Origin of the sequence: Delftia sp. HK171, assembly GCF_001886655.1 — a bacterium.
Taxonomy (GTDB): domain Bacteria; phylum Pseudomonadota; class Gammaproteobacteria; order Burkholderiales; family Burkholderiaceae_C; genus Comamonas; species Comamonas acidovorans.
Window position 1 is genome coordinate 6,191,314 of the sequence record NZ_CP018101.1, and the last position, 25,785, is coordinate 6,217,098.

The following is a 25,785-nucleotide window of genomic DNA, read 5'->3' on the forward strand; positions in this document are numbered from 1 at the left end:
TTGCAGAACATGCCAGACTGCCAAACGCGCGTGTTCCCCGACTAGACCGCCACCACCGGCAGCACGATGCGCGAGGCATGGCAGCCGCCCAGATGCACGCTGTTGACCGCCACCTGCCTTGGCCCCGCACTGCCCTCGGGCGCGCCGGTGTTGGGGTTCACGTCGAAGCGCGGGAAGTTGCTGCTGGAGATGTCCAGGCGGATGCGGTGGCCCTTGCGGAACAGGTTGGAGGTGGGCATGGGCTCGATGGTGATGGAGACCACCTCGCCGGGCGTCATCAGCTCGGGCTGCTCCCATGAGTTGCGGTAGCGGCAGCGCAGGATGCCGTCGGTGATGTTCATCGCATAGCCCTGCGGATGGTCGGCGCTGGGCGGGTACTGGTCGATGAGCTTGGCGGTGAAGTCCGTGTCGGGCGCGGACGAGGACACCTGCAACTCGATGGTGATGGTGCCCGTGACCTCCAGGTCTTGCTGCAGCGGCTCGGTCTGGAACACCAGCACGTCGCCGCGCGCGGCCAGCGGGCCGTAGGGTGGGCGGGCGGCGAAGGTGCTCTCGTGCGTGACCTGGTCGTAGGCACCCGCGAACATCAGCGGCTCGCCCGAGGTGATGGAGCCGCCCAGGGTGGGCACGGGGCAGGCCGGGTCGAAGCGGTAGCTGCGCACACCGGGCTGCGGCGCGGGCTCGCGGGCAAGCCTGCCGTCGGCGTGCAGGTGCCAGGCCGTGGGCTGCGTGCCGGGCACGGGCCAGTGGTCGGCGCTGCGCCAGGCCCCGCCGTGGTCCAGCCGGCCCTGGGCCGTGCGCGCGCCCGATCCGCCGCCCATGCGGAAGTAGCGCACGGCGGCTTGCTGGCGCGCGGGCATGGGCCGGCCTTTGAGCCAGTGGTCGAACCAGGCCAGGCGCATGGCCACGTAGTCGTCGGCCAGTGCGCCGTCGAGCACCGCATCGGGCCCGAAATCCACATCGCCCGCATGCGGGACGCTGCGTTCGCCATGCGTCCAGGGGCCCAGCACCATGCGGACCCGGCCATCGCCGCGCGACAGGCCCAGGTAGTTGTCCGTGGTGGTCTGCGCATACGGGTCCCACCAGCCGCACATCAGCATCACGGCCAGGCCGTCGAAGGCGCCGTAGTGGCCGGCGGCGTACAGCTCGGGCTGGCGCCAGTAGTCGTCAAAGCTGCCGCGCTCCCACTGGCTGAACAGGTAGTCCTCGTACTCGGGCCCCCACTGCAGCGGCGAGTCGCCGCGCGACCAGGGCAGGCGCAGGCACCACTGGCCGATGTCGGCCTGCTCCAGCGCCTGGCGCGCTGCGGGCTCCAGGTGGTTGCTGCCGCTGCGCGCATTGCGCAGGGCCCAGACGGCCTGCTTCAGCTCGAAGGCACCGCCGTGGCGTATGCCGCCCCGGTAGGCATTCGCAAAGCCGCCGCATTCCAGGAACATGGCCTTGAGGCCCGGCGGCCTTTGCGTGGCCAGCGCAGTCTGCGTGTGCGCGGCGTAGGACAGGCCGTAGGTGCCCGCGCTGCCGTTGCACCAGGGCTGCTCCATGATCCATTGCAGGGTGTCGGCGCCATCGTGGGCCTCGCCCAGGTATTTGGTGAACTGGCCTTCGGAGCCGAAGCGGCCCCGGCAGTCCTGCACGACCACGGCATAGCCTTCGCGCGCAAAGCGGGCCGCCACCTCGCCCCGGCGCATGGGAAGGGGGTTGGCCGCGCTGCGCTCGCGGCGCGTTTCCTCGTTCTTGCCGTAGGGCGTGCGCTCCAGCAGCACGGGCAGCGGGCCGGGATGGTAGGGGCCGAGGCTCTCGGGCAGATACAGGTCGGTGGCCAGGCGCACGCCGTCGCGCATGGGCACGGCGAGGCTGTGGCGGACCACGCCGCCCAGGTGAGTGATTGATGTGTTGCTCATGCTGCTGGCGCTCAGTCGAGCTTGAGGTTGCGTTCCTTGACCAGCTTGGCCCAGCGCGCCGTGTCTTCCTGCATGAAGCGCGCCAGCTCCTGGGGCGTGGTGGGCGCGGGCTCGGCGCCCTGCGCCTCCAGAGACTTGGCCACTTCACGGTCCTGCAGCGAGCGCACCAGCGCGGCATTGACCTTGGTCACCACCGCAGGCGGCGTGCCGGTGGGCGCGAACAGGGCATACCAGATGTCGTATTCGAAGTCCTTGACGCCCGCCTCGGCCATGGTGGGCACCTGCGGCAGGGCACGCGAGCGCGTGGCGCTGGCCACGGCCAGCGGCGTGAGCTTGCCAGCCTTGATCTGCAGCACCACGCTGGGCACGGCATTGATGCCCAGCTGCACATGGCCGCCCACCAGTTCGTTGACGGCGGGCGCGCCGCCCTTGTAGGGAATCTGCAGCATGCGCGTGCCCGTGGCAGCCTGGAACATTTCCATGGACAGATGGCCTGGCGTGCCGTTGCCGCTGGAGCTGTAGTTCAGCGCGCCGGGGTTCTTGCGCGCCAGCGCCACCAGCTCCTGCACGGTGCTCACATTGAGGCTGGGGTGCGTGGTGAGGATGGGCACGTTGATCAGCACCCGCCCCACGGGCACGAAGTCGCGCGAGGGGTTGTAGGACAGCTTGCTGGACAGCAGCGGCGCCGTCACCATGCCCGAGCCCGCGCCCAGCAGCAGGGTGTAGCCATCGGCCGGCGCGGAAGACACCAGCTGGAAGCCATGCACGCCGGGGCGGTTGTCGATGACCACGGGCTGGCGCCACAGCTCGGACATCTTGCGGGCCACCACGCGCATGGCGGCATCGGCTGCGGCACCGGCGGGGAACGGCACGACGATGCGCACGGGCTTTTCCGGGAATTCGGCCGCATGGCCGGGCAAGGGCGCCAGGCCCAGCGCAAGGCCCAGTGCCAGGAAAGCCATGGACAGGAAGCGTTGGAAGTGGGTCATGGGAATCTCCATTCTTGATGCGGGTGTGCAGGACGGTCAGAAGTCATGGCGCACGCCCGCGCCGATGGCGCGCACGGCCACGTTGGGGCGGCTGGAGTCCACGCCGTCGTGGTCCACGAAGGCCTGCAGTTCGGTGCGCTTGGACAGCGCATAGGTATAGGCCAGCTGCTGGCGCCTGCGCTTGCCGGTCAGCGAGGTCTGCACGTCGCGCTGCATCAGGTTGAGCACCACGGCGTGTGCGCCATGGCGCAGCCGCGTGCCAAGCATCCAGTAGTCCACGTCGGCGCGCGAGACGCCGGGCTTGTGGTTGAAGCGGTCGCGGCCCAGCAGCACATAGGGCTCGATGGCACCAAAGCTGTAGCGCAGTCCCATCTGCCATTTGCTGTCGAACTCGTTGGCCAGCAGGCCCCCGGCGCGCGTGTCCTTGGCGTAGCCCAGGCCGGCCGCCCACGGGCCTGCGGCGTAGCTCAGGCCCAGGTCCAGCGATCTGGCGTCGTCCTCCAGCCCTGGGGCCTTGGCATCGCCGCGCAGGTAGTAGCGCGCACGGAACACCGTGCCGCCCCATGACGGGCTTTGGTAGCCCAGCGAGTTGGAGGTGCGGTTGCGCGCATTGAGCATGGAGGTGCCGATGGCCGTGGCCCCGGCGTCATTGGCCGCGAACGAGGTGATGCCCGTGACCTGCGAGTACAGCGGCGAGCCCGTGGGATTGGCCGAGTCCAGCCGGCCCAGGGCCACCGTGCCCAGGCTGCCGCGCAGCGCCACGTAGCTGTTGCGAAAGGCCGGCGTGGTCAGCGAGCCCGTGTCCGCATCCAGCCCCATCTCCATGCCGAACAGCGCCTGCAGGCCGCCGCCCAGCTCCTCCTTGCCGCGAAAGCCCAGGCGCGAGGCGTTGTCGCGCTCTTCCATGGTGGAGCCGGCATTGCCGGTCTTGAGGTGGTTCACGGTCAGCCGGACCTGGCCGTAGACCTGCATGTCCTGCGCATGCGCAATCGGGTGGCCCAGGGCCGCGATGGACAGGCTGCAGACGGCGGCAATGCTTGGCAGGGCCTTCATGGAATCTTGCTCCTTGTGTTGTGCGTGTTCTGACGCCGCCGATTCTCAGGAGCCCCCGCATCCACCACAACGGTATGACGGACGCGTATTACCCTATGCGATTCGTGATGCGCCGTGCGCGCCCCCGGCCGCGCTGCCATCATGCAAGCACCGCCTGTACAACCCATGAATTTCAAGCAACTCGAAGCCTTCCAGGCCATCATGCTCAGCGGCTCCACCACGGGTGCGGCCGAGCGCCTGGGGCTGTCACAGCCCGGCATCAGCCGCCTGCTGGCCCAGCTGGAGCAGGACCTGGGCCTGCGGCTTTTCATCCGCGAAAAAGGCCGCCTGGTGCCCACGCAGGAGGCCGAGGCCCTGCTGCACGACGCCCAGGTGCTCATGGATTCGGCCCAGTGCTTTCGCCGCCATGCCGAGCAGTTGCGGCTGGGCGGCTTCAAGCGCCGGCTGCTCAAGGTGGCCGTGCCCGGCACCCTGGCCACCTCGCTGATGCCGGCCATTGCCCACCAGTTCATGCAGACGCATCCCGACGTGGTGCTGGAAGTGCTGTCGGGCTCCTATACCGAGACCGAGCGGGCCCTGCTGAGCCGCGACGCCGACATCGGCCTGGTGCGCCTGCCCATGACCATGCCCGGCCTGCGCACGCGGGCCTGCCTGGAGTCCGAGGCCGTCTGCATCATGCCCAAAGGCCATGCTCTGCAGGCGCTGGACGAGGTGACGCCGTCAGATCTGGTGGACGCCCCGCTGATCCTGCTGGGCCGCCAGCGCGAGATCCGCCAGGAGATCGACATGGCCTTTCGCCATGCGCGCGTGCAGCCGCGCGTGGCCGTGGAGGTGCATTCCGTGGGCGAGGCCTGCGCCCATGTGGCGCAGGGCCTGGGCGTGTCCATGGTCAACGGCCTGCTGGCCAGCTACTGCCAGCCCGGCGCCCTGTCCAGCCGCCCGTTCAGGCCGCGCATCCGCTACCAGTTGGCCATTGCCTCGCTGGAGGCGGCGGTGCCGTCGCCCCTGCAGGACACGCTGATCGCCCTGCTGGTCCAGGCCATCGTGGCCACCGGGCATGCCGCCCCGGTGGGCGACATGCCGAAGGCCTGATGCCCCGGTGATGCCGGCCGCTCAGTGCATCCAGCGCTGGTGCAGCCAGCGCGCCGCATGGTCCAGCGCATAGCCCAGGGCGCCGATCAGCACCACGGCGGCCATCAGCTCCGAATACGCCAGGCGGTCGCGCGTGTCGAGGATGAAGTAGCCCAGGCCGGCCGATACGCCCAGCATTTCTGCGGGCACCAGCACGATCCAGATGATGCCGATGGCCAGGCGCACGCCCGTGAGGATCTGGGCCGTGATGCCGGGCAGCACCACGCGCAGCACGGTCTCGGTGCGCGTGGCCGACAGGCTGCGCGCCAGCAGCAGCCAGTTGCGGTCCAGCTGCGCCACGCCGGCCGCCGTGCTCAGCAGGATGGGCCAGACGGCGGCGAAGGCCAGCAGGAAGTACACGGGCGCGTCGCCCACGCCCAGCACCATCACGGCAATGGGCATCCACGACAGCGGCGAGATCATGCGCAGGAACTGGAACACGGGCGAGAACGCCTGCGAGAACCCACGCGACAGACCCACCAGCACGCCCAGCGGCACGCCGACCACGAAGGCCAGCAGCAGGCCCACGGCCACGCGCTGCAGGCTCAGCAGGGTGTGCATCCAGATGTCGGCGCCCGTCAGCAGCTGGCCCAGCGCCTGCAGCGAAGGCCAGGGCGCGAAGGCCGCAGCCACGGGCGTGCTGCGCGCCAGCAGCGCGCCGCCCACCCACCACAGGGCCAGGACCAGGGCCGCGCCCAGCAGCGGCAATCCAATACGTCGCAACACCTGGCTCACACCACGATGGTTTCGCGGCGCGAGAAATCGGCCGGAATGCCGAAGACCTGCGGGCCGCCCACGGCCTGGATGGCCTTGCGCACGAAGCGGTCGTCCACCAGGTCGGTGGCCGCAAACCTGGGCTCCAGCTTGTCGAGGAAGCGCGTGTCGCCCTCGACCTTGGTGGCCTTGATGGCGCGCACCAGTTGCTCGGTGTACGAGGGATAGGGATAGGGCTGGAAGTCGATGCGCCGCTGGTGCCAGCCCTTGTTGACGACCACGCCGCTGGCCTCGTAGCTGGCGTAGTCGGTGGCGGCCAGCACCTTGGACAGCGTCTGCTGCGGATGCGGCGTGTAGCGGCGCTCGCCGGTGCTCGACAGCAGGCGCGCGGCGGCCAGGCGGTTGTCGCGCGTCCACAGCTGGGCCTTGACCACGGCATTGGTCACGCGCTGGGCCCATTCGGGCTTGTCGACGATATCGCGCTCGGCCAGGAAGGTGACGCAGCAGGCGTGGTCCTTCCAGACATCGCCCGAGAAGCGCAGCATCTTGCCCACGCCCGCGATCTCGGCGGCGGCGTTGAAGGGCTCGGCCACGATGAAGCCCGCAATCGACTTGCCGGCCAGGGCCGAAACCATTTCGGCCGGTGCCAGCACGACGAGGTTGACCTCGTTGGCCGCAATGGCGCCGCCGCGCGCGCGGGTCACGGCCGTGAGGCCGGCCTTGCGCAGCACGTCCTGCAGCAGGATGTTGTGGATGGAGTACCAGAACGGGATCGCCACGGTCTTGCCACCCAGGTCCTGCACCTTCTGGATCTCGGGCAGCACGGTCAGGCCCGAGCCGTTGACGTGGTTCCAGGCCACGATCTTGGCGGGGAACTTGGCGCCGTAGCGCACCCACAGCGTGGAGGGCGTGAGCAGGTGGATGACGTTGACCTGGCCCGAGACGAAGGCCTCGACGATCTGGGCCCAGGAGCGGAACAGGCGCGGCGCCTCGGCCTTGAGGCCTTCGGCCTCGAACAGGCCGTTGCCGTGGGCCACCAGCAGCGGCGTGGCGTCGGTGATGGGCAGGTAGCCGATCTTCACGGGCTGGTCATCGCCCTTGAAGGCCTGGGCGCGCGCATCGCCTGCGGCCAGCAGCGGCGCGGCCACCGAGGCCGTGGCCAGTGCGCCCAGGCGCAGCATGTCGCGCCGCGTGAGGCCGCAGCCGCAGTCCGACGAGGCGCAGATGTGGGTGTAGGAAGGGTGGTCCTGGAAGCTCATGCGAAAGACCTTTCAGAAGAGCATGGTTGAAGTCGAAGAAATGGCGGATCTGCAGGCGGATCGGCAGGCGGGCAGGCAGGCAGGCGAGCCGGATCAGGCCTGGGCCGCATGGCGCACGCCGTGCAGGGCCGAGAGGATGTCCAGCCGCAGCGCGGTCACGGCGGCGGCCTGGTCCTCGCGCGGGCGCGCTATGTCCACGCGCCATTCGCGCACGATGTGGCCGGGCCGCCCGCCCATCAGCAGGATGCGGTCGCCCACGAGGATGGCCTCGTCGATGTCATGCGTGACCAGCAGCGCGGCCGTGTGCCAGCGGTGGACCACGTCCACCATCAGCTCCTGCATCTCGGCGCGCGTGATGGCGTCCAGGGCCGAGAACGGCTCGTCGGCCAGCAGCAGCTGCGGCTCGCGCGCCAAGGCGCGCGCCAGGGCCACGCGCTGGGCCATGCCGCCCGACAGCTGCGAGGGGTAGAGCGCGCCGCTGCCGCCCAGGCCCACGGCCTGCAGCGCCTGCTCCACGCGCTGGCTGCGGGCCTCGGCCTCCAGCTTCGGCTGGCGCTCGAAGTCCAGGCCGAAGCCCACGTTGCGCCGCGCGTCCAGCCAGGGCAGCAGGCTGGGCTGCTGGAACACGAAGCCCGCGCGCGGATGCGGCGCGGTCAGCGGCTGGCCGAGGAACTGGAGCTCGCCCCGGCTCCAGGCGCCGCCGTCCGGCGATTCGAGGCCGCCGAGCACGCGCAGCAGCGAGGACTTGCCGCAGCCGCTGCCGCCGAGCAGGCAGACGATCTCGCGCGGGGCAATGCTCAGGGAGATGTCCTCGAACACGGCCTTGCCGGGCGCATAGCCAAAGCCCGCGCCGCGTGCCTGCAGCACGGGCGCGGGAGCGTCAGGGGAGAAAGCTTCCGTCTGGGTCATGAACTGGTGGTTGCCAGGGCCGCGCCAGCCAGCGCACCCTGTAGCTGCGTGACGCTGGGCGTCACGATGGGGATGAAGGCCGCCTCGCGCCAACGGCGCGCAAATCCCAGCGGCTGGTCGCGATGATAAGCGCGCCCGCCGCTGGCGTGCAGCTCCAGCTGCAGGGACTGCTGCACGATGTCGTTCAATTCCAGGCGCAGGCGGAACAGTGCTTGAGGTCGGTCAAGAAAACGCCCATCGGACAGCCCGGCATGCAGCGTGGCCGTGGCCAGTTCCAGCGCGTGGCGCTGCTGCTGCAGCGGGCCGCCCAGCACATCGCGCCCGGCGCCGGCACGGGCCGAGGCCGCCGCCAGCGAGGCGCGCGCCAGGCCGATGCACAGCCCCAGCTGCAGGCCCATGAAGGCGGGCCGCACGCGCGGCAGGAAATGGTTGGCGTCGGCATGGATCACATCGGCCGGACCGATCTGCAGCCCCTCGATGGACAGCGCCGCCGTATGGCTGCCGCGCAGCGCGATCAGGTCCAGGTCGGCGCTGCGCTGCAGGCCCGCCGCATCGCCGGGCAGCGCGGCCACGAAGGGCTTTGCACCGTCGCTGCGCGAGACGGCGACGGCCACCACGAAGCGACCCGGCGGCACCAGGTTGGTGGCCCAGGGCACGCGCCCGCGCAGTGCAAGGCCGTCGGCGCTGTCGGCGCCGACAGCGCCGACGGGCGTGGCCTCGACCTGCAGGGCCTCGATGCCGCCCAGGTACTTCATGGCGTTGGACAGGCCCGTGGCGCCCGCCTGCGTGCCTTGCAGCAGGCCCGGCAGCCAGCGCTGGCGCAGCGCCGCGTTGGGCGACTGCAGCAGGTATTCGACAAAGGCGCGCTGCGCCCAGAACACGAAGCCCGCCGTCAGCGAATGCCCGGCCACGCCGGCAATGGCCTCCAGCGCATCGCCCAGGCTGCCGCCCTGCCCGCCCTCGGCCACGGGCACGCCCAGGCCGAACAGGCCGTGCTGCGCCAGCCGGGGCAGCACTTCGTGCGCATGCGCGGGGCCTTCGTCCAGGGAGTCGGCATGGGCGTCCAGCCACTGCCGCAGCGAATCAGCCAGCATGTGCGTTCTCCTGCGGTTGTCGGAACTGTTCGGGCAGATAGGGCTGCAGCTGCGGGTTGACGGGGCTTTGCGCCAGGCTGTTGGCAAAGTTGCACAGCGTGGCCAGGCTGATGCCCAGCACCACCTCCAGCGCCTGCTGCTCGCTCAGGCCTGCTGCATGGAAGGCGGCCAGGGCCTCGTCGGCGACGGCGCCGCGCGTGGCGATCACGGCTTCAGCAAAGCGGCGCACGGCGTCCAGGCGCGGCTGGCCGGTGTCGCGGCCGTCCTGCAGCGCCACCACCTCGGCCTGGGTCAGGCCGGCCTGCTTGAAGGCCAGCTTGGTGTGGCCGGCCACGCAGAAGTCGCAGCCATGGATGCGCGCCGCCGTGATCTGCACCACCTCGCGCTCGGCCAGCGTGAGCTGGGCGCGCGCGTTGATCTGGCCCACGGTCACATAGGTCTCCAGCGCCTGGGGCGAGTTGGCCAGGATGGCGATCAGGTTGGGCAGGAATCCGTTGCCGGCCAGGGCGCGCTCCACGAAGGGGCGGCTGGCTTCAGGGGCGGTTTGCGGGGTGTGCAGGGTCAGGCGTGCCATGGTGCTTTGCAGGAATGAAGGAATGCCTTCATGATCGGCCGCGCCCCCCTTGCCATCAATGCCGCCGCGTCGCGGATTTATGCCCGAACGTGTCAACCCGCAGGCAGATGCGGCGGGCTCGGATGGCGGCTCAGCAGCAGCGTGCCTGCGCGCGCTGCCAGGCGCCGGGCTGCTCGCCCATCACGCGCTTGAAGGCACGCGAGAAGGCCGCATAGGACTCGTAGCCCACGGCCTCGGCCACCTGGCCTATCGCCTCGCCCTGGGCCAGCCGGCGCGCGGCCAGCTGCATGCGCAGCAGCAGCAGGAATTGCTGGGGCGGCTGGCCGCAGGCCTCGGCAAACTGCCGAAAGAACGTGGCGCGCGACAGGCACACGCGCGCAGCCATGTCGGCCACGCTCCAGTTGCGGGCCGGCTCGCGCAGCAGCTCGGCCACCAGCGGCGCAAAGCCCGGCCGGCGCAGCAGGCTCCAGATGCCGCGCGCCCGCGCATCGCCATGCGCGAGCTGGCGCAGGCCGTAGAAGAACAGCAGACCCACCAGCCGGTCCATCACGGCCGAGGGCTCGGTGCCCGTGCGCAGCGCCTCGGCGCGCATCAGGTCGAACAGCATGGAGGCGCCGCTCATCGCATGGTCGTCGCCGCGCAGCACCAGGTGGTCGGGGAAGGCATCGACCAGCAGGCCGCGCATGGGCCCCTCGAAGGTGAAGAAGCCGCAGGCCAGCGCCGTCTCTCCGATGCCGGCATCGCCAGTGGCGGGACGCATGGCCTGCGGGGCGCAGGCCATGTCCGGGTCGGCATAGGGCGAGATGAAATGCGGCACATCGCGCGAGAGGAACACGCCGTCGCGCGGCTGCAGCTCCACCGAAGGCTGGCCCGGCAGGTGCAGCCAGCAGCGCCCGTCCAGGATCAGGTGAAAGCTGGCCCGCGCGCGCCCCGCCGTGGAGGCCCGCCAGCGCCCGCAGTACTGCCCCACATGGAACACGCTGGCGCGCCATTGCAGGCCGTTGAGCAGGCCGTCGATGACGCGATCGACCTGCGCTTCGGCCGCGCTGTCGGGGACTGGGTCGGGTAGCACGGTGGTACAGGCAAGGCAGTGGAGGGAATGCGGCCGGCCAGTATCGCCACGATGCAGGCGCGGGGGAACGAATCTTTGGGCATATGCTTGTGCCGCAATCGATATCTGGATCTGCATCCAAGTCCGCCCGGCCCGACCTTGGTCCGGTCGTGCCTCAGCGCTGGAAGCCCGAAGGCGGCACCCCGAAATGCCTTTTGAACATGGCCGTGAACGCGCTCTGGCTGGCGTAGCCGCAATCGAGGGCGATGTCGATGATGCGCTCGCCCGCCGCAATGCGGCCCAACGCGAACATCAGCCGCGCCTGCTCGCGCCACTGGGCGAAGGGCATGCCGGTTTCCTTCACGAACAGGCGCTGCAGCGTCTTGGCGCTCACGCCCAGGCGCTGCGCCCAGTGTTCGGCGGTGGCGGTGTCGGCAGGCTCGCGCATCAGGGCCTCGCAGACCTGGCGCAGCCGCGCATCGGTGGACAGGGGCAGGTGCAGGGGCAGGACCTCGGCGGCGCGCAGTTCATCGACCAGCAGGTGCATCAGGCGCTCGTCGCGGCTGCCTTCGGCATAGTCCAGCGGCACGCCGACGGCGGCCACCACCAGCTCGCGCAGCAGGGGCGACACATTGACCACGCAGGTGCGCGCGGGCAGGTCCGCAAAGGCCGATGCGTCGATGTAGGCCGTGCGCATCTTCACATCGCCCGACATGCGCACATCGTGCTCGGCGTCGGCCTCTATCCACAGCCCCCGGTTGGGCGGCACCAGCCAGGAGCCGGAATGCAGCTGCACGGACATCACGCCTTCGATCGCATACAGCAGCTGGCCGCGCGGGTGGGAGTGCCAGCCCGTGCTGGTGCCATGCGCCCAGTTGGCCTCCATGGCGGCCATGGGGCGCCCGGTCTGGTGGTACTTGAGGTATATGCGCGGCAGTTCTGCGGCCATGGGGCTTTCCGTCCTGTGCGGTTCTATGCGGCTCTATGCGGCTCTCTGTCCCGATCTCGACAATTGAAGTCAGTATAGAGAGAGACAGACGGGCACCAAACGCCTATCTTCGATCCCACGGCCCATTGACCTTCGTCAACGCCGGACCCTGACCGTGCCGCCCTGCGGGGCCCTTTCCTCCATGACAAGCAACACCACCACTCTTGGCGCCCCGGGCGAGCTGGGCGCGCCTGCGACGCACGCCCATCCGGCGCCCGCCCATCCAGCACCCAGCCATGCCGCGCAGGGCTTTTTGCTGCGCATCGTCGGCGCCGCCGCCTTTGCCCACCTGCTCAACGACCTGATCCAGGCCGTGCTGCCGGCCGTCTATCCCATGCTCAAGACGGAGTTCTCGCTGAGCTTCGCGCAGATCGGCTGGATCTCCCTGGTCTACCAAGTCACGGCCTCGCTGCTGCAGCCCTGGATCGGCCTGTACACCGACAAGCATCCCAAGCCCTACCTGCTGCCGCTGGGCATGGTGGTGACGCTGGTGGGCGTGGGCCTGCTGGCCCTGTCCACCAGCTACCCCATGCTGCTGGCCGCCGCGTCGCTGATCGGCGTGGGCTCGTCCACCTTCCACCCCGAGGCCTCGCGCGTGGCGCGGCTGGCCTCGGGCGGGCGCTTCGGCACGGCGCAATCGACCTTCCAGGTGGGCGGCAACACGGGCTCGGCCATCGGCCCGCTGATGGTGGCGGCCATCGTCATTCCGTTTGGCCAGCATGCGATCGCCTGGTTCATGCTGGTGGCGCTGCTGGCCATCTGGGTGCTGCTGCGCATCACGCATTGGCGCCTGCACCACGCGCCGGCCAAGGTGGTGGCGGCCGGCCAGCATGCGCTGACGGCGCTGAACCGCTCGCAGGTCATCCGCGCGGTGACCGTGATCTGCGTGCTGATGTTCGCCAAGTTCGTCTACATCGCGGCCTTTGCCAACTACTTCACCTTCTATCTGATCGAGCGCTTTGCCCTGCCCGTGCAGCAGTCGCAGCTGTACCTGTTCGCCTTCCTGGCGGCCGTGGCGGCGGGCACCTTCGCGGGCGGCCCGGTGGGCGACCGCATAGGGCGCAAGGCCGTGATCTGGGTGTCCTTCCTGGGCGTGGCGCCGTTTGCGCTGCTGCTGCCGCATGCCGACCTGTTCTGGACGGCCGTGCTGTCCATCGTCATCGGCCTGGTCATGTCCTCGGCCTTTGCGGCGCTGGTGGTCTACGCCCAGGAGGCCGTGCCCGGCCGCGTGGGTCTGGTCTCGGGGCTGATGTTCGGACTCATGTTCGGCATTGGCGGCCTGGGGGCTGCCGGCATGGGCAACCTGGCCGACACCCACGGCATCGTCTGGGTGTACAGCCTGGTGGCATACCTGCCGCTGCTGGGGCTGGCAACGGCCTTTCTGCCGGAAACGCGGGCCCGACGACGCTGAGGCGCAGCCTCAATCCGGCTGTATGCCCGCCTGCCGGATCACGGCGGACCAGCGCGCCACCTCCTCGGCGATCTGGGCACGCGCCTCGGCAGGCGTGGTGAAGGTGGGCATGGCGCCCTGGGCGACCAGGGCGTCCTTCACTTCCTGCTGCCCCATCACCTCCTTGAGCGCGCCGCTGAGCCGGGCGACGATGGGCCCGGGCGTGCCCGCAGGCGCCAGCAGGCCGAACATCGACGTCACCTCGAAGCCCGACAGCCCGGCCTCGGCCGTGGTGGGAATGTCGGCAATGGAGGGCACGCGCTGCGCCGTGGTCACGGCCAGGGCGCGCAGGCGGCCACCCTTGATGAAGCCCTGCGTGGCGGGCAGGGTGTCGAACACCACATCCACCTGGCCGCCCATCAGATCGTTGAGCGCCGGCGTGCTGCCCTTGTAGGGCACATGGGTCAGCGGCACGCCCGCCTGCCGCTTGAACAGCTCGGCCGCCAGGTGCTGGGGCGAGCCATTGCCCGAGGAGCCGTAGTTCAGCCCGGCCGGCCTGGTTTTGGCCAGCGCGATGAGCTCCGCGAAATTGGCCGACTTCACCGACGGGCCCACGGTCACCACCAGCGGCACGCGGCCCACCACGCCAATGGGCGCAAAGCTCTTGTCCATGGTGAAGCCTGCCGTGGACGCCATGAGCACGCTGTTGATGGAGTGGCTGGTCAGCGCGCCCAGCAGCAGCGTATAGCCATCGGGCCTTTCCTTGGCCACGGCCGCGGCGCCCAGGTTGCCCGCCGCGCCGGCCCGGTTCTCCACCACCACGGGCTGGCCCAGCGCCAGCGAGAGCCTTTGCCCCACCACGCGCCCGATCACGTCGGTGGCGCCCCCGGGCGTGTAGGGAACGACCAGCTTGATGGGCCGGGCCGGATAGGCGCCGTCGGCCAGCGCGGGCGTGGCCAGGCCTGAGCCCAGCGCCAGCGAGGCCAGCAGCGCCGCAGCCAGGGCGGCGCGCCGGTTGGGCGCATGAATGCGACGGATGCGGGATGCAGCAACAACCATGGGTGTCTCCTCCTTTTGTCTTGTGTCGGAAAAACATGCCCGGCACGCACGCCGGGCACGGCTGCATGGTTGGTCAGATAGATTATTAATAATATAGGTGATAACGACGATAATAATCCGCGGCATCCGCCGCTATCCTGCCCCTCGACAAGGCAGCGCTTGCCTTCCGACCCCGCCAAGACCCTCTGCAAAGCACCCCACCCATGACCGACCCCAAGACTCCCGATGGCGCTCCAGGCCATGACATCGCCCCAGCCGATGCGGCCACGGGCATCTCCAAGGGCCTGACCAACTACGGCGACCGCGGCTTTTCGCTGTTCCTGCGCAAGGCCTTCATCAAGGGCGCGGGCTATACGGACTCGGCGCTGCAGCGCCCCGTCATCGGCATTGCCAACACGGGCAGCAGCTACAACCCCTGCCACGGCAACGCACCCCAGCTGATCGAGGCCGTCAAGCGCGGCGTCATGCTGGCAGGCGGCCTGCCCATGGACTTCCCCACCATCTCGGTGCACGAAAGCTTCTCGGCGCCGACCAGCATGTACCTGCGCAACCTCATGTCCATGGACACCGAGGAGATGATCCGCGCCCAGCCCATGGATGCCGTCGTGCTCATCGGCGGCTGCGACAAGACCGTGCCGGCCCAGTTGATGGGCGCGGCCTCGGCGGGCATCCCGGCCATCCAGCTGATCACCGGGTCGATGCTCACCGGCTCGCACCGCAGCGAGCGCGTGGGCGCATGCACGGACTGCCGCCGCTACTGGGGCAAGTTCCGCGCCGAGGAGATCGACGCCGAAGAGATTGCCGACGTGAACAACCAGCTGGTGGCCAGCGTGGGCACCTGCTCGGTCATGGGCACGGCCAGCACCATGGCCTGCATTGCCGAGGCGCTGGGCATGACCGTGCCCGGCGGCGCCTCGCCCCCCGCCGTCACGGCCGACCGCATCCGCATTGCCGAGCAGACCGGCACCGAGGCCGTGCGCATGGCGCGCGAGCGCCTGACCATCGACAAAATCCTCACGCCCGCCGCCTTCGAAAACGCCATGCGCGTGCTTCTGGCCATTGGCGGCTCCACCAACGGCATCGTGCACCTGGCCGCCATCGCGGGGCGCATGGGCTATGACATCGACCTCAAGGCCCTGGACCGCATGGGCCGCGACACGCCCGTGCTGCTGGACCTCAAGCCCTCGGGCGATCACTACATGGAGGACTTCCACCACGCGGGCGGCATGGCCACGCTGCTGCGCGAGCTCAAGCCCCTGCTGAACCTGGACGCCCTCACCGTCACCGGCCGCACGCTGGGCGAAGAGATCGACCGCGCCGGCCCCGGCTTTGCGCAGGACGTGGTGCGCCCGCGCTCCAACCCCATCTACCCTCAGGGCGGCATCGCCGTGCTGCAGGGCAACCTGGCGCCGGGCGGCGCCATCATCAAGCAGTCGGCCGCCCATCCCCGGCTCATGGAGCACGAAGGCCGCGCCGTGGTCTTCGAGAACGCGGCCGACCTGGCCCGCCGCATCGACAGCGACGATCTGGACGTGACGGCCGACGACATCCTCGTGCTCAAGAACATCGGCCCCAAGGGTGCGCCCGGCATGCCCGAGGCCGGCTACATCCCCATCCCGCGCAAGCTGGCCCGCGCGGGTGTCAAGGACATCGTGCGCATCTCCGACGGGCGCATGAGCGGCACGGCCTTCGGCACCATCGTGCTGCACGTCACGCCGGAGTCGGCCGTGGGCGGCCCGCTGGCCCATGTGCACAACGGCGACCGCATCACGCTGTCGGTGGCGCGGCGCGAGCTCACGCTGCAGGTCAGCGACGAGGAACTGGCCCGCCGCGCCCGGCTCCACCCCGTGACCGAGCCCACGGCCGAACGCGGCTACCGCAAGCTCTTCCTCACCACCGTGAACCAGGCCGACCAGGGCGTGGACTTCGACTTCCTGCGCTGCGCCACCGAACGCGGCACCATTCCCGGCCCGCGCGAATAGTCCATGCCAGGCAGCGCGGCACGCCCGCCATGCCCAGTGAAGGCCATCAGTTCGGACAAAATGGCGTTTTTGTCCCAAACGCCTGTCTTGATGGTCGCTGCCGCCTCACTGCTGATTTCCCTGGATGCCGAACCCGCCCCCGCAGCCGACGCCCTGGGCGCCATGGTGGCCGCGCTGGAAGAGGACGTGGTCTTCGGCCGGCTGCACCCGCGCGAGCGCCTGGTCGAAGACGACCTCATGGCCCGCTTCGACGTCAAGCGCCACATCGCCCGCGAGGCCCTGGCCGCGCTGGACCGCATGGGCTTGATCGAGCGCCGCAAGAACGTCGGCGCCCTGGTTCGCTCCTTCTCCACCCAGGAAGTACAGGAGCTGTACGAGCTGCGCGGCATGCTGGAAGTCGAGGCCGCGCGCAAGATCCCCCTGCCCGTGCCGGCCGAGAGGCTCGAACGCCTGACCTCCATCCAGCAGCAGCACGACGCCGCCGTGGCCGAAGGCAACGCGCGCCTGGTGTTCCGCATCAACCTGGCCTTTCACCAGGAACTGTTTGCGCTGGCGGGCAACGACACGCTGCACAAGGCCATCACCGAATACGCGCGCCAGACGCACCCCATCCGCTTCGCCTCCCTGGTCTCGGCCGACTACCGCGAGCGCGCACGCCAGGAACACTGGCAAATGATCGAAGCCCTGCGCGCCCAGGACCGTGACGCCCTGGTCCGCCTGTGCGCCGAGCACCTGCTGCCCTCGCGCGATGCGTATCTGAATGCGCAGTTGCAGCGGTTGTAGGCGAAGTCCTTAGCTGGGCGGGCAGTGCAGCCCCTCAGTCCCGAGCCGCCCCCAGCCTCCCCCGGTACGCCGCAGGCGTCTCCCCGAACGTGCGCCGGAACAGCCCGATGAAGGCGCTGGCCGTGGCGTAGCCCAGGTCCAGCGCGATGTTCGTTACCGGCGCGCCGGCGGCCAGCATCTCCAGCGAGCGCATCAGCCGCGCGCGCTGGCGCCAGGCGGTGAAGCTGAAGCCGGTTTCCGAGACAAAGCGCCGGCCCAGCGTCCGCGAGCTGACCGCTGCCCAGCGCGCCCAGGCCTCCAGGTCGCGGGCATCGGCCGGGTCGGCGATCAGTGCGCGGGCGATGCGCTGCAGGCGCGGGTCTGCGGGCAGGGGCAGGCCCAGGGGCTCCACGGGCAGGGTGCGGATCTCGTCCAGGATCACCGCCATCACATGGGCGCGGGCCTGGTCCACCGAAGGGCCTGGTTGCACGGGCTGCGTTGTGGGCACGCCTTGCTGCCATCCCCAGCCGGCGGCGCGCAGCACGGCCTCGCGCAGCAGGCCCGAGGTGCGGATGGCGCAGGGCCGCTGCGGCAGGTCGGCGCAGGCCGGCTCCGCCACATAGACGCTCCAGCCGTGGAAGGGACCATGGGAGCGGCCCGAATGCAGCTGGTGCGGCGGCAGCCACACGGCATGGATGGCGGGCACCACCCAGACCGCGTCTTCCACGCCCACCGACAGCAGCCCGCGCAGCGAGCCGAACAGCTGGCCGCGCGCGTGGCGGTGCGGCTCGGAGGCCAGCTCCTCGTCCTGGTTGCCCACGGCCGCGATCAGCACGGGGCCATCGGCACGGTTCACATGGCTGACCAGTTCAAGAATGGCATCGGTCATGGCGTCTTTGAGCTATTTATTGGCTGATCCAGTCTACAGCCGCCAACGCCTTTGTTCTTACGCTTGTGCCATGCACACAGACAACACCGCCCTTGCAGACCCGCCAGGCCCGGCCATCGACCTGGACTCGCTCTACGCCGCCCCGGCAGAAAGAATCCAGAAGGCCGTGCGCGACCGCCTGTCCGACTTCCACGAGGCCTATCTGCGCCAGGCCAGCTTCTTTTGCCTGGCCACGGCCGGCGAACGCGGCCTGGATGCCTCGCCGCGCGGCGGGCCGCCCGGCTTTGTGCAGGTGCTGGACGAGCGCACCGTGGCCTTTGCCGACTGGCCCGGCAACAACCGCATCGAATCCCTGCGCAACCTGCAGGCCGATGACCGCCTGGCCATGCTCTTCCTGTTCCCGGGACTGGACATCTTCCTGCGCATCAACGGGCGCGGCCGCATCTCCACCGACCCCCATCTGCTGCAGGAGCTGAGCGAAGGCCGGGGCACGCCCAAGACCGCCACCGTGGTCCTGGTCGACGAGGTGCTGCTGCACTGCGGCAAGGCCATCCACCGCTCCGGCCTGTGGAACCCGTCAAGCCAGCTGGACCGCACCGCCCTGCCCTCCGTGGGCCAGATGATGGCCGCCCTCACGCAGCTGGCCGATGCCACGGCGCCCGCCATGGATGCCGCGCAACAGGAACAGGCCAACGCCCACTACGCCCATGCGGTCAGGAACGACCTGTACTGACAGCCCGCCCCTTTCAGGAGAAATGCCATGCTGCTCGACACCACCCACTTTCCCCTGGTCTACCTGCGCGAGCATGCGGCGCAGGAGGCCCGCACCAACGAAAACGCATCGGCCGAAGGCCAGCTGGAATCCCTGCTCGACCAGGGCCGGCAATTCGTGCTGCTCACCGATCACCTGCCCGGCGACCACCTCGAGGAAAGCCACGAAGAACGCAAGCAGCGCGCCCTGTTCTTCAAGCGCAACCGCGAACGCATGCGCCAGTTGTGCCGGGGCATGGTCGTCATCACGGGCGACCACGCCGTGCCCGCCGCCCTGCGCCTGGCCGTGCAGGGCATGGGCAAGGCGCTGGGCATGCGGGTTGCGTTCGTGCAGGGGGAGGATGAGGCGCAGGTCTGCTCGTGGGAGCTGCTTGGACAGGCGTGAAGGCGGGCCAGGCGGAGTGTGGGCACAAACAGACACATCTCCCTACAAGCTCCATACGGGGGAGTCGCATCGATAAAATTATTGGGAATCATTCTCATCCCGCATTCTCATCCCGTTTTCTCCATGCACTCCCCCCTCCACACGCTGACCCCGATCGCCGGGGCCCTGGCCCTTCTTTTGTCTGCTGGCGCCGCATGGGCCCAGCCTGCCCCTTCCACGGCAACGGCCGCGCCCGAGCTGGGCACCGTCACCGTCGAGGCCAGCGCCGATGCGTCGGCTGAAGGCCTGTCCAGGCCCTACGCGGGCGGCCAGGTGGCGCGCGGCGGGCGGGCCGGAATTCTGGGCACGCGCGACAACATGGAGACGCCGTTCTCCATCACCAGCTACACCAACGAGCTGATCCAGGACCGCCAGGCCAAGAGCGTGGGCGATGTGCTGCAGAACGATCCTTCCGTGCGCGTGGCGCGCGGCTTCGGCAATTTCCAGGAGTCCTACTTCGTGCGCGGCTTCGTGCTGGGCTCGGACGACGTGGCCTACAACGGCCTGTATGCACTGCTGCCGCGCCAGTACATCGCCACCGAGCTGTTCGAGCGCGTGGAGCTGCTGCGCGGCGCATCGGCCTTTCTGATGGGCGCCAGCCCCAATGGCGGCGGCCTGGGCGGCAACATCAACCTGCTGCCCAAGCGCGCGGGCAGCGATCCGCTGTCGCGCGTGACGGCAGGCATTGCCAGCGGCGGCCAGGCCTTTGTGGCGGCCGACGTGAGCCGGCGCTTCGGCCCCGACCAGGCCACGGGCATCCGCCTGAACGCTGCGCACCGGGGCGGCGATACCGCCATCGACCAGGAAAGCTCCAAGCTCGATCTGTTGTCCGTGGGCATGGACTGGCGCAGCCGCAATGTGCGCCTGTCGGGCGACATCGGCTGGCAGGACAACCGCCTCAAGCGCACGCGCACCAATGTCACGCCGGGCGCAGGGCTGGCCGCCATTCCTGCGGCGCCCGATGCTTCCTCCAACTGGGCCCAGCCCTGGACCTATTCCGACGAGCGCGACCTGTTCGGCACGCTGCGCGGCGAATGGGACATCAACAGCAACGTGACGGCCTGGGCCGCCTACGGCCTGCGCCGCAGCTCCGAGAACAACTCGCTGGCCAACATCACGCTGGCGGCGGCCGGCAATGGCGCGGCCACCACCAGCCGCTTCGACAACGCGCGCAAGGACCGCGTGAGCACGGGCGAGCTGGGCGTGCGCGCACGCCTGCAGACGGGCGATGTGGGCCATGAGATCGTCGCCAGCTATTCGGCCTTCGACCTCAAGGTCTACAACGCCTATGGCATGAGCACGTCTGCGGTCCAGGGCAATGTGCTGAACACCAACCTCTACAACCCCAGCTACTACGCGATCACACCGCTCAACTACCTGGGCAACGACCTGTCCAACCCCGCCTACAACCGGGGCACGCGCCTGAACAGCTTTGCGCTGGGCGACACGCTGTCGCTGATGGACGGCCGCATGCTGGTGACGGCCGGCGTGCGCCGCCAGACGATAGAGACCGACTCGGTGAGCTATCGCATCGTCAGCAACGGCGCCGTCACCAGCCAGGGCGGCGTGCGCACGGCCTACGACCAGAGCCGCACCAGCCCGGTGCTGGGCGCGGTGTTCAAGCTCACGCCCCAGGTATCGCTGTACGGCAACTACATCGAGGGACTGGCCCAGGGCGACACGGCGCCGGCCAAGTCAGGCGACACCATCATCGCCAACGCGGGCCAGCAGATGTCGCCCTATGTGACCAAGCAAAAGGAAGTGGGCGTCAAGTACGACGGCGGCAAGCTGGGCGGCGGCCTGGCCTTCTTCTCCACCGACAAGCCGCGCTCGCTGATCGACGGCAACCTGTTCACCTCGGCCGGCAAGGACCGTCACCAGGGCGTGGAATTCAACGTCTTCGGCGAACCCATGCGCGGCCTGCGCCTGCTGGGCGGCGCCACCTGGCTGGACGCCAGGCAGCAAAGCACGGGCCGAGCCACCACCGACGGCAAGCGCGTCATCGGCGTGCCGCGCTTCCAGGCCACGGCGGGCGTGGAATGGGATGTGCCGGGCATCAACGGCCTGGCGCTGGACGGCCGCCTGGTGCACACCGGCGCCAGCTACGCCAACGACGTCAACACCCTGCGCGTGGCCGGATGGAACCGCCTGGACCTGGGCGTGCGCTACATGACCGAAGTGCAGGGCAAGCTGCTCACGCTGCGCCTGCGCGTGGACAACGCGACGGACCGCAACTACTGGGCCTCCGTGGGCGGCTACCCGGGTTCGGGCTACCTGACGGTGGGCGGTCCGCGCACGTTCTCGCTGAGTGCGAGTGTGGATTTCTAATGGCATGCGTGCATGGCCAGAGATGCCATGCACGCAGGTGACTGCCTATCGGTAGTTGGCGAGAGCCTCGCAAGCCTCACTGGCTGCGTTCGTGATGTTTGCCATGTTCACGTGGCACGAACATCAGGAAAAAGCGAACAAAACCGGAATGCCAGGCTTCAGGCCGCAGCCCGCCCTCAAGTCTCGCGCGGCTTGGTATCCGGCTCCGCGTCAGCCTGCGGGGGCGGCGCACTGACCACGTGCGGCAGCATCACGAGGATGACGATGGCCAGCAGCGTGGCCAGCAGCGCGATGGCTTCGCGCCCCAGGCCGCAGGCCACGCCGATGGCGGCCGTCATCCAGATGCCGGCAGCCGTGGTCAGGCCCTGCACCTGTTCCTCTGAGTGGCGCTTGATGATGGCGCCCGCGCCCAGGAAGCCCACGCCGGCCACCACGCCCTGGATCACGCGGCTCATGTCGGCAATGCCCATGCCGCCGCGCTCGGGCACCAGCACGAACAGCGCCGCGCCCATGGCCACCAGCATGTGGGTGCGCAGGCCGGCGGCCTTGCCCTTGTGTTCTCGCTCGTAGCCGACGATGCCGCCCAGCAGGGCCGCCAGCAGCAGGCGCACCATGACGCGCGTGACCTCGGCCGCATCGGGCAGGCTGGAGAATTCCTCGGCCAGGGTGCTGGTTACTTCCTCCCACATGGCGCGTTCCTTTCCTCGGGTTGTGCGTCAGGACTCAGGAAGCGAGCATGGCGTGGCGTGCAGCGCGCCCAGGCCATCGCCCTTCGCCATTGCCTGTCAGCCAAGCGCGCCCGGCTCAGGCGCCTGCGGGCTTGTCCTGGTCCTTGGGCGGTGCAGCCGGCTCTGCGGTGCTGGCGGGTGCGCTGGCGGGCTCCGGTTCCGGCGCGGCGGCCGGTGCTGGTACGGGCTCAGGTACTGGCTCAGTTGCAGGTGCAGGCTCGGGAGCAGGAGCAGGCACCAGACTCAGCATGTGCTGGGCCAGCGTCTCGTACAGCGGCCGGGCCAGCATGCGCGAGACCAGGCTGGCCAGCATGGCAGCGGCCATGAGGCTGAGCACCATGGAGTGGCCGTCCACCATCTCCATCACGATGATGAAGGCCGTCAGCGGCGCCTGTGTCACGGCGGCCAGGAAGGCGGCCATGCCCATGGCGATGAGGGCGGGCGCAATGTCTGCGCCCATCAGGCCAGCCACGTTGTGGCCCACGCCCGCGCCAATCGACAGCGAGGGCGCGAAGATGCCGCCCGGCACGCCCACCCAGGCCGACAGCCAGGTGGCGATGAACTTCAGGGTGACGTAGAACGATGGCACGTCGGCCTGGCCCGCCAGCATGTGCTTGACGGCCTCCGAGCCCGCGCCGAAGGTGGCGCCGCCCGTGACCATGCCGATGACGGCGATCACCAGCGCGATCGCCGCCGCGAAGCGGATGGGAAAGCGTGCACGCAGCTGGTTGAGCCGCTCGGGCGTGCGGGTCAGCGAGGCGGCCAGCAGCTTGGCAAACAGGCCGCCCAGCACGCCGCAGGCCAGGGTCACGCACAGGCCGGGCAGCAGCGCGTCCCAGGTCAGGTGGGGCACCTGGATGCGCCCGAAATAGCTGAGGTTGCCGAAGGCCGACACGCCCATCAGGCCGGCCAGCACGATGGCCGCGATGATCAGGCCGCTGGAGCGCGACTCCAGCTTGCGCGACAGCTCCTCGATGGCGAAGACCACGCCCGCCAGCGGCGCGTTGAAGGCCGCCGCAATGCCGGCCGCGCCGCCGGCCACCAGCAGCGCATGGTGGCTGATGCCCGAATGCGGCCCGAACCAGCGCCGCGCATGGTGCATGACACCGGCGGCCACCTGCACCGAAGGCCCCTCGCGCCCGATCGACAGCCCCGCCGCAAAGCCCGCGCTGGCCAGGACCATCTTGGCGAAGGACAGCCACAGCGACACGAAGCGCCCGCGCTGCGCGGGGTCCAGCGCCGGGTCCAGCGTGGCGATCACCTGCGGAATGCCCGACCCCGCCGCGCCCGGCGCCCAGCGCCGCGTGAGCCACACGGCGCCCGCCGTGACGGCAGGCATCCACAGCAGCACGGCCCAGCCGCCCTGCCAGTGGTAGATGCTCTCGAAGAGTTCAAAGCCCGCGTCGGCCATCAGCGTGAAGGCCACCACGCACAGCCCGGCGGCGGCCGCATAGGCCAGCACGATGGTGCGGTCCAGCCAGCGCCTGCCGTCCCGGAATTCCTGGTTCAGGTTGTGGAGGAAGTCGGGTTCTTGCTGCATCGCGTGAAGAGATCGCGTAAGGAAATCGCGTGAAGGAGTCGCGTCAAAGGACCGCGAAAGAGGCTGGGCGAAAGCCGTTCATTGTGCCCAAGCTGACCGGCCGCGTATGTCGCCGGCGGCAATGCCTACTTCGCCGCTGCGTTGATGGCCGGTCGCCTCAGCCGCGCCAGCGCAGCGCATCGACCACCAGCGAGAACGCGGGCGAGGGCTGCCTGCGGCTGGGGTAGTACAGGTGGTGGCCGTCGAATCTTGGGCACCAGTCCTCCAACACGCGCTGCAGCTGGCCGCTCTGGATCCAGGGCATGACCTCGTCCTCGGGCAGCAGCGTGATGCCCAGCCCGGCCAGGGACGCATCGATCTGGGGCTGGGTGGTGTTGAAGATCAGCGGCCCGTCCACGCGCACATTCATCTTGCGGCCCCGGCGCTCGAACTCCCACACATACAGGCCGCCCGAGGTCACCATGCGCTGGTTGATGCAGCGGTGCGCCATCAGGTCCTGCGGATTCTTCGGAATGCCGTGCTCCGCGAAATACCCGGGCGAGGACACCACGGCCATGCGCAGCGGCGGGCCGATGGGCACGGCGATCATGTCCTTGTCGATGGTGCTGCCCAGGCGCACGCCGGCGTCGAAGCGCTCGGCCACGATGTCGCGGAATCCGTAGTACACGTCGAACTCCATGCAGATGTCCGGATAGGCGAGCAGCAGCGGCGCCAGCCGGGGCAGCAGGGTGCTTTGCAGCATGTAGTCGCCGCAGGTGATGCGCACCGTGCCGCCAGGCTTGTCGCGCAGCGCGGTCAGGGCGTCGAGTTCGGCCTCGATCTCGTCGAAGCGGTGGCCTATGGCCTGCATCAGCCGCTCGCCCGCCGCCGTGGGCGAGACGCTGCGCGTGGTGCGCGTGAGCAGGCGGATCTGCAGCCGCTCCTCCAGCGCGCGCACGGTCTGGCTCAGCGCCGACTGGGTGACGCCCAGCGCAGCCGCCGCGCGCGTGAAGCTGCCCTCGCGCGCCACGGTGACGAAGGCCAGCAGGTCATTGAGGTTGCGTCTTGCCATGGCCGCAAGCCTAGCGCCATCCATTGATTAGCTGTGCTGATAAGCCCATTAAGCATTGATTAGCTAGTCAGCAGGGCAGGCGGCGGCAAGAATGCCCGCATCCCTTTCCACACCCACCAGGCCTCCCACGAGGAACATCCCATGACCGTCAAAGCCTATGGAGCCCATGCGGGCGACCTGCCCCTGCAATCCCTGGACATCACGCGCCGCGCACCGGGCGCCCACGATGTGCAGATCGAGATCGCCTTCTGCGGCGTCTGCCACTCCGACATCCACCAGGTGCGCTCGGAGTGGGCGGGCACGCTCTACCCCTGCGTGCCGGGCCACGAGATCGTGGGCCGCGTCTCGGCCGTGGGCGCCCATGTCTCGGGCGTGAAGGCCGGCGATCTGGTCGGCGTGGGCTGCATCGTGGACAGCTGCCGCCATTGCGCGGACTGCGACGAGGGCCTGGAGAACTATTGCGACCACATGGTCGGCACCTACAACGGCCCCACGCCCGATGCGCCCGGCCACACGCTGGGCGGCTACGCGCAGAGCATCGTCGTGCATGAGCGCTATGTGCTGCACATCCGCCACCCCGAGGAGCAGCTGGCCGCCGTGGCGCCGCTGCTGTGCGCGGGCATCACCACCTGGTCGCCGCTGCGCCACTGGGGCGTGGGGCCGGGCCACAAGGTGGGCGTGGTGGGCATTGGCGGCCTGGGCCACATGGGCATCAAGCTGGCCCACGCCATGGGCGCGCATGTGGTGGCCTTCACCACCTCCGAGTCCAAGCGCGAGGCGGCGCGCGCCCTGGGCGCCGACGAAGTGGTGGTCTCGCGCAACGCGGCCGAGATGGCGGCGCACGCCAAGAGCCTGGACTTCATCCTCAACACCGTGGCCGCGCCGCATGACCTGGATGCCTTCTTCACCCTGCTCAAGCGCGACGGCACCATGGCCCTGGTGGGCGCGCCGGCCACGCCCCATCCCTCGCCCCAGGTGTTCAACCTGATCATGAAGCGCCGCAGCCTGGCCGGTTCCATGATCGGCGGCATTCCCGAAACGCAGGAGATGCTGGATTTCTGCGCCGAGCACGGCATCGTGGCCGATATCGAGATGATCCGCGCCGACGAGATCAACGCCGCCTACGAGCGCATGCTGCAAGGCGATGTGAAGTACCGCTTCGTGATCGACAACGCCACGCTGGCAATGACGCCGTGAC

23 protein-coding genes are annotated in these 25,785 nt (G+C 69.5%); 8 read left to right on the top strand and 15 right to left on the bottom strand.

What is annotated here, in order from left to right:
- Positions 1–41 precede the first annotated feature (41 nt).
- The 3 genes from BO996_RS27675 to BO996_RS27685 are packed head-to-tail and all read right to left on the bottom strand — an operon-like array spanning position 42 to position 3,943.
- Positions 42–1,901 (bottom strand): CocE/NonD family hydrolase, encoded by a 1,860-nt coding sequence (locus tag BO996_RS27675; RefSeq protein ID WP_071956901.1) that lies wholly within the window; start codon positions 1,899–1,901, stop codon positions 42–44.
- Positions 1,902–1,912: 11 nt separating this feature from the next.
- Positions 1,913–2,890, bottom strand: coding sequence for a Bug family tripartite tricarboxylate transporter substrate binding protein (locus BO996_RS27680; protein ID WP_083571234.1), 978 nt, complete (start codon positions 2,888–2,890; stop codon positions 1,913–1,915).
- A gap of 36 nt (positions 2,891–2,926) precedes the next feature.
- Positions 2,927–3,943, bottom strand: a complete 1,017-nt coding sequence (locus BO996_RS27685; RefSeq protein ID WP_071956902.1) for a porin — start codon at positions 3,941–3,943, stop codon at positions 2,927–2,929.
- 165 nt (positions 3,944–4,108) lie between these two features.
- On the opposite strand from BO996_RS27685, the gene BO996_RS27690 reads away from it, so the two are divergent.
- On the top strand, positions 4,109–5,035 hold the full coding sequence (locus tag BO996_RS27690; protein WP_071956903.1) for a LysR family transcriptional regulator: 927 nt from the start codon (positions 4,109–4,111) through the stop codon (positions 5,033–5,035).
- 21 nt (positions 5,036–5,056) lie between these two features.
- Here BO996_RS27690 and BO996_RS27695 read toward each other — a convergent pair whose 3' ends face one another.
- From BO996_RS27695 to BO996_RS27725, 7 genes are all read right to left on the bottom strand, one after another.
- Entirely contained in the window at positions 5,057–5,809 is a 753-nt protein-coding gene (locus BO996_RS27695; protein WP_170962118.1) for an ABC transporter permease, read from the bottom strand.
- The gene (locus tag BO996_RS27700) at positions 5,806–7,047 is read right to left on the bottom strand and encodes an ABC transporter substrate-binding protein (protein WP_043821692.1); all 1,242 of its coding nucleotides are present in this window, start codon (positions 7,045–7,047) and stop codon (positions 5,806–5,808) included. Before BO996_RS27700 ends, BO996_RS27695 begins: the two co-directional genes overlap by 4 nt.
- Positions 7,048–7,140: 93 nt before the next feature.
- Positions 7,141–7,956, bottom strand: coding sequence for an ABC transporter ATP-binding protein (locus BO996_RS27705; protein ID WP_043821690.1), 816 nt, complete (start codon positions 7,954–7,956; stop codon positions 7,141–7,143).
- On the bottom strand, positions 7,953–9,050 hold the full coding sequence (locus BO996_RS27710) for an acyl-CoA dehydrogenase family protein (RefSeq protein ID WP_013800534.1): 1,098 nt from the start codon (positions 9,048–9,050) through the stop codon (positions 7,953–7,955). Before BO996_RS27710 ends, BO996_RS27705 begins: the two co-directional genes overlap by 4 nt.
- A complete protein-coding gene (locus BO996_RS27715) occupies positions 9,040–9,624 on the bottom strand; it encodes a carboxymuconolactone decarboxylase family protein (RefSeq protein ID WP_016448373.1) in 585 nt (194 codons plus the stop codon). The genes BO996_RS27710 and BO996_RS27715 overlap by 11 nt, the downstream gene beginning before the upstream one ends.
- Before the next feature lie 130 nt (positions 9,625–9,754).
- Positions 9,755–10,696, bottom strand: coding sequence for an AraC family transcriptional regulator (locus BO996_RS27720; RefSeq protein WP_016448374.1), 942 nt, complete (start codon positions 10,694–10,696; stop codon positions 9,755–9,757).
- Between the two features lie 154 nt (positions 10,697–10,850).
- Complete coding sequence (locus BO996_RS27725) at positions 10,851–11,624, bottom strand: AraC family transcriptional regulator (RefSeq protein ID WP_071956904.1); 774 nt, start codon at positions 11,622–11,624, stop codon at positions 10,851–10,853.
- A gap of 181 nt (positions 11,625–11,805) precedes the next feature.
- Here BO996_RS27725 and BO996_RS27730 point away from each other — a divergent pair, with 181 nt between their 5' ends.
- On the top strand, positions 11,806–13,074 hold the full coding sequence (locus BO996_RS27730) for an MFS transporter (RefSeq protein WP_063328454.1): 1,269 nt from the start codon (positions 11,806–11,808) through the stop codon (positions 13,072–13,074).
- A 9-nt stretch (positions 13,075–13,083) separates the two neighbouring features.
- Here the strand turns inward: BO996_RS27730 and BO996_RS27735 are convergent, their stop codons facing one another.
- On the bottom strand, positions 13,084–14,112 hold the full coding sequence (locus BO996_RS27735) for a Bug family tripartite tricarboxylate transporter substrate binding protein (protein ID WP_071956905.1): 1,029 nt from the start codon (positions 14,110–14,112) through the stop codon (positions 13,084–13,086).
- A 203-nt stretch (positions 14,113–14,315) separates the two neighbouring features.
- On the opposite strand from BO996_RS27735, the gene BO996_RS27740 reads away from it, so the two are divergent.
- Together BO996_RS27740 and BO996_RS27745 are read left to right on the top strand one after the other, a co-directional pair.
- Positions 14,316–16,094 carry an IlvD/Edd family dehydratase gene (locus BO996_RS27740; protein WP_071956906.1) on the top strand — a complete coding sequence of 593 codons (1,779 nt, stop codon included), beginning with the start codon at positions 14,316–14,318 and terminating at the stop codon, positions 16,092–16,094.
- Positions 16,095–16,184: 90 nt separating this feature from the next.
- Complete coding sequence (locus BO996_RS27745; RefSeq protein WP_071957234.1) at positions 16,185–16,877, top strand: GntR family transcriptional regulator; 693 nt, start codon at positions 16,185–16,187, stop codon at positions 16,875–16,877.
- 34 nt (positions 16,878–16,911) lie between these two features.
- Here BO996_RS27745 and BO996_RS27750 read toward each other — a convergent pair whose 3' ends face one another.
- Positions 16,912–17,745, bottom strand: coding sequence for an AraC family transcriptional regulator (locus BO996_RS27750; RefSeq protein ID WP_071956907.1), 834 nt, complete (start codon positions 17,743–17,745; stop codon positions 16,912–16,914).
- Positions 17,746–17,815: 70 nt separating this feature from the next.
- Here BO996_RS27750 and BO996_RS27755 point away from each other — a divergent pair, with 70 nt between their 5' ends.
- The 3 genes from BO996_RS27755 (at position 17,816) to BO996_RS27765 (ending at position 21,268) form a co-directional block, all read left to right on the top strand.
- Positions 17,816–18,478: an MSMEG_1061 family FMN-dependent PPOX-type flavoprotein gene (locus tag BO996_RS27755; RefSeq protein ID WP_071956908.1), complete on the top strand. Its 663-nt coding sequence runs from the start codon at positions 17,816–17,818 to the stop codon at positions 18,476–18,478.
- 27 nt (positions 18,479–18,505) lie between these two features.
- A complete protein-coding gene (locus BO996_RS27760; protein WP_071956909.1) occupies positions 18,506–18,901 on the top strand; it encodes a hypothetical protein in 396 nt (131 codons plus the stop codon).
- 123 nt (positions 18,902–19,024) lie between these two features.
- Positions 19,025–21,268: a TonB-dependent receptor gene (locus tag BO996_RS27765; protein ID WP_071956910.1), complete on the top strand. Its 2,244-nt coding sequence runs from the start codon at positions 19,025–19,027 to the stop codon at positions 21,266–21,268.
- Positions 21,269–21,444: 176 nt separating this feature from the next.
- On the opposite strand, the gene BO996_RS27770 is transcribed toward BO996_RS27765, so the two are convergent.
- The 3 genes from BO996_RS27770 to BO996_RS27780 all read right to left on the bottom strand — a co-directional run bounded on the left by BO996_RS27770 (position 21,445) and on the right by BO996_RS27780 (position 24,587).
- Complete coding sequence (locus tag BO996_RS27770) at positions 21,445–21,957, bottom strand: MgtC/SapB family protein (protein ID WP_012207634.1); 513 nt, start codon at positions 21,955–21,957, stop codon at positions 21,445–21,447.
- 115 nt (positions 21,958–22,072) lie between these two features.
- Complete coding sequence (locus BO996_RS27775) at positions 22,073–23,536, bottom strand: chloride channel protein (RefSeq protein ID WP_071956911.1); 1,464 nt, start codon at positions 23,534–23,536, stop codon at positions 22,073–22,075.
- A gap of 157 nt (positions 23,537–23,693) precedes the next feature.
- Entirely contained in the window at positions 23,694–24,587 is an 894-nt protein-coding gene (locus tag BO996_RS27780; RefSeq protein ID WP_013800520.1) for a LysR family transcriptional regulator, read from the bottom strand.
- A gap of 141 nt (positions 24,588–24,728) precedes the next feature.
- On the opposite strand from BO996_RS27780, the gene BO996_RS27785 reads away from it, so the two are divergent.
- Complete coding sequence (locus tag BO996_RS27785) at positions 24,729–25,784, top strand: NAD(P)-dependent alcohol dehydrogenase (RefSeq protein WP_065347785.1); 1,056 nt, start codon at positions 24,729–24,731, stop codon at positions 25,782–25,784.
- The last annotated feature ends 1 nt before the right edge of the window (position 25,785 follow it).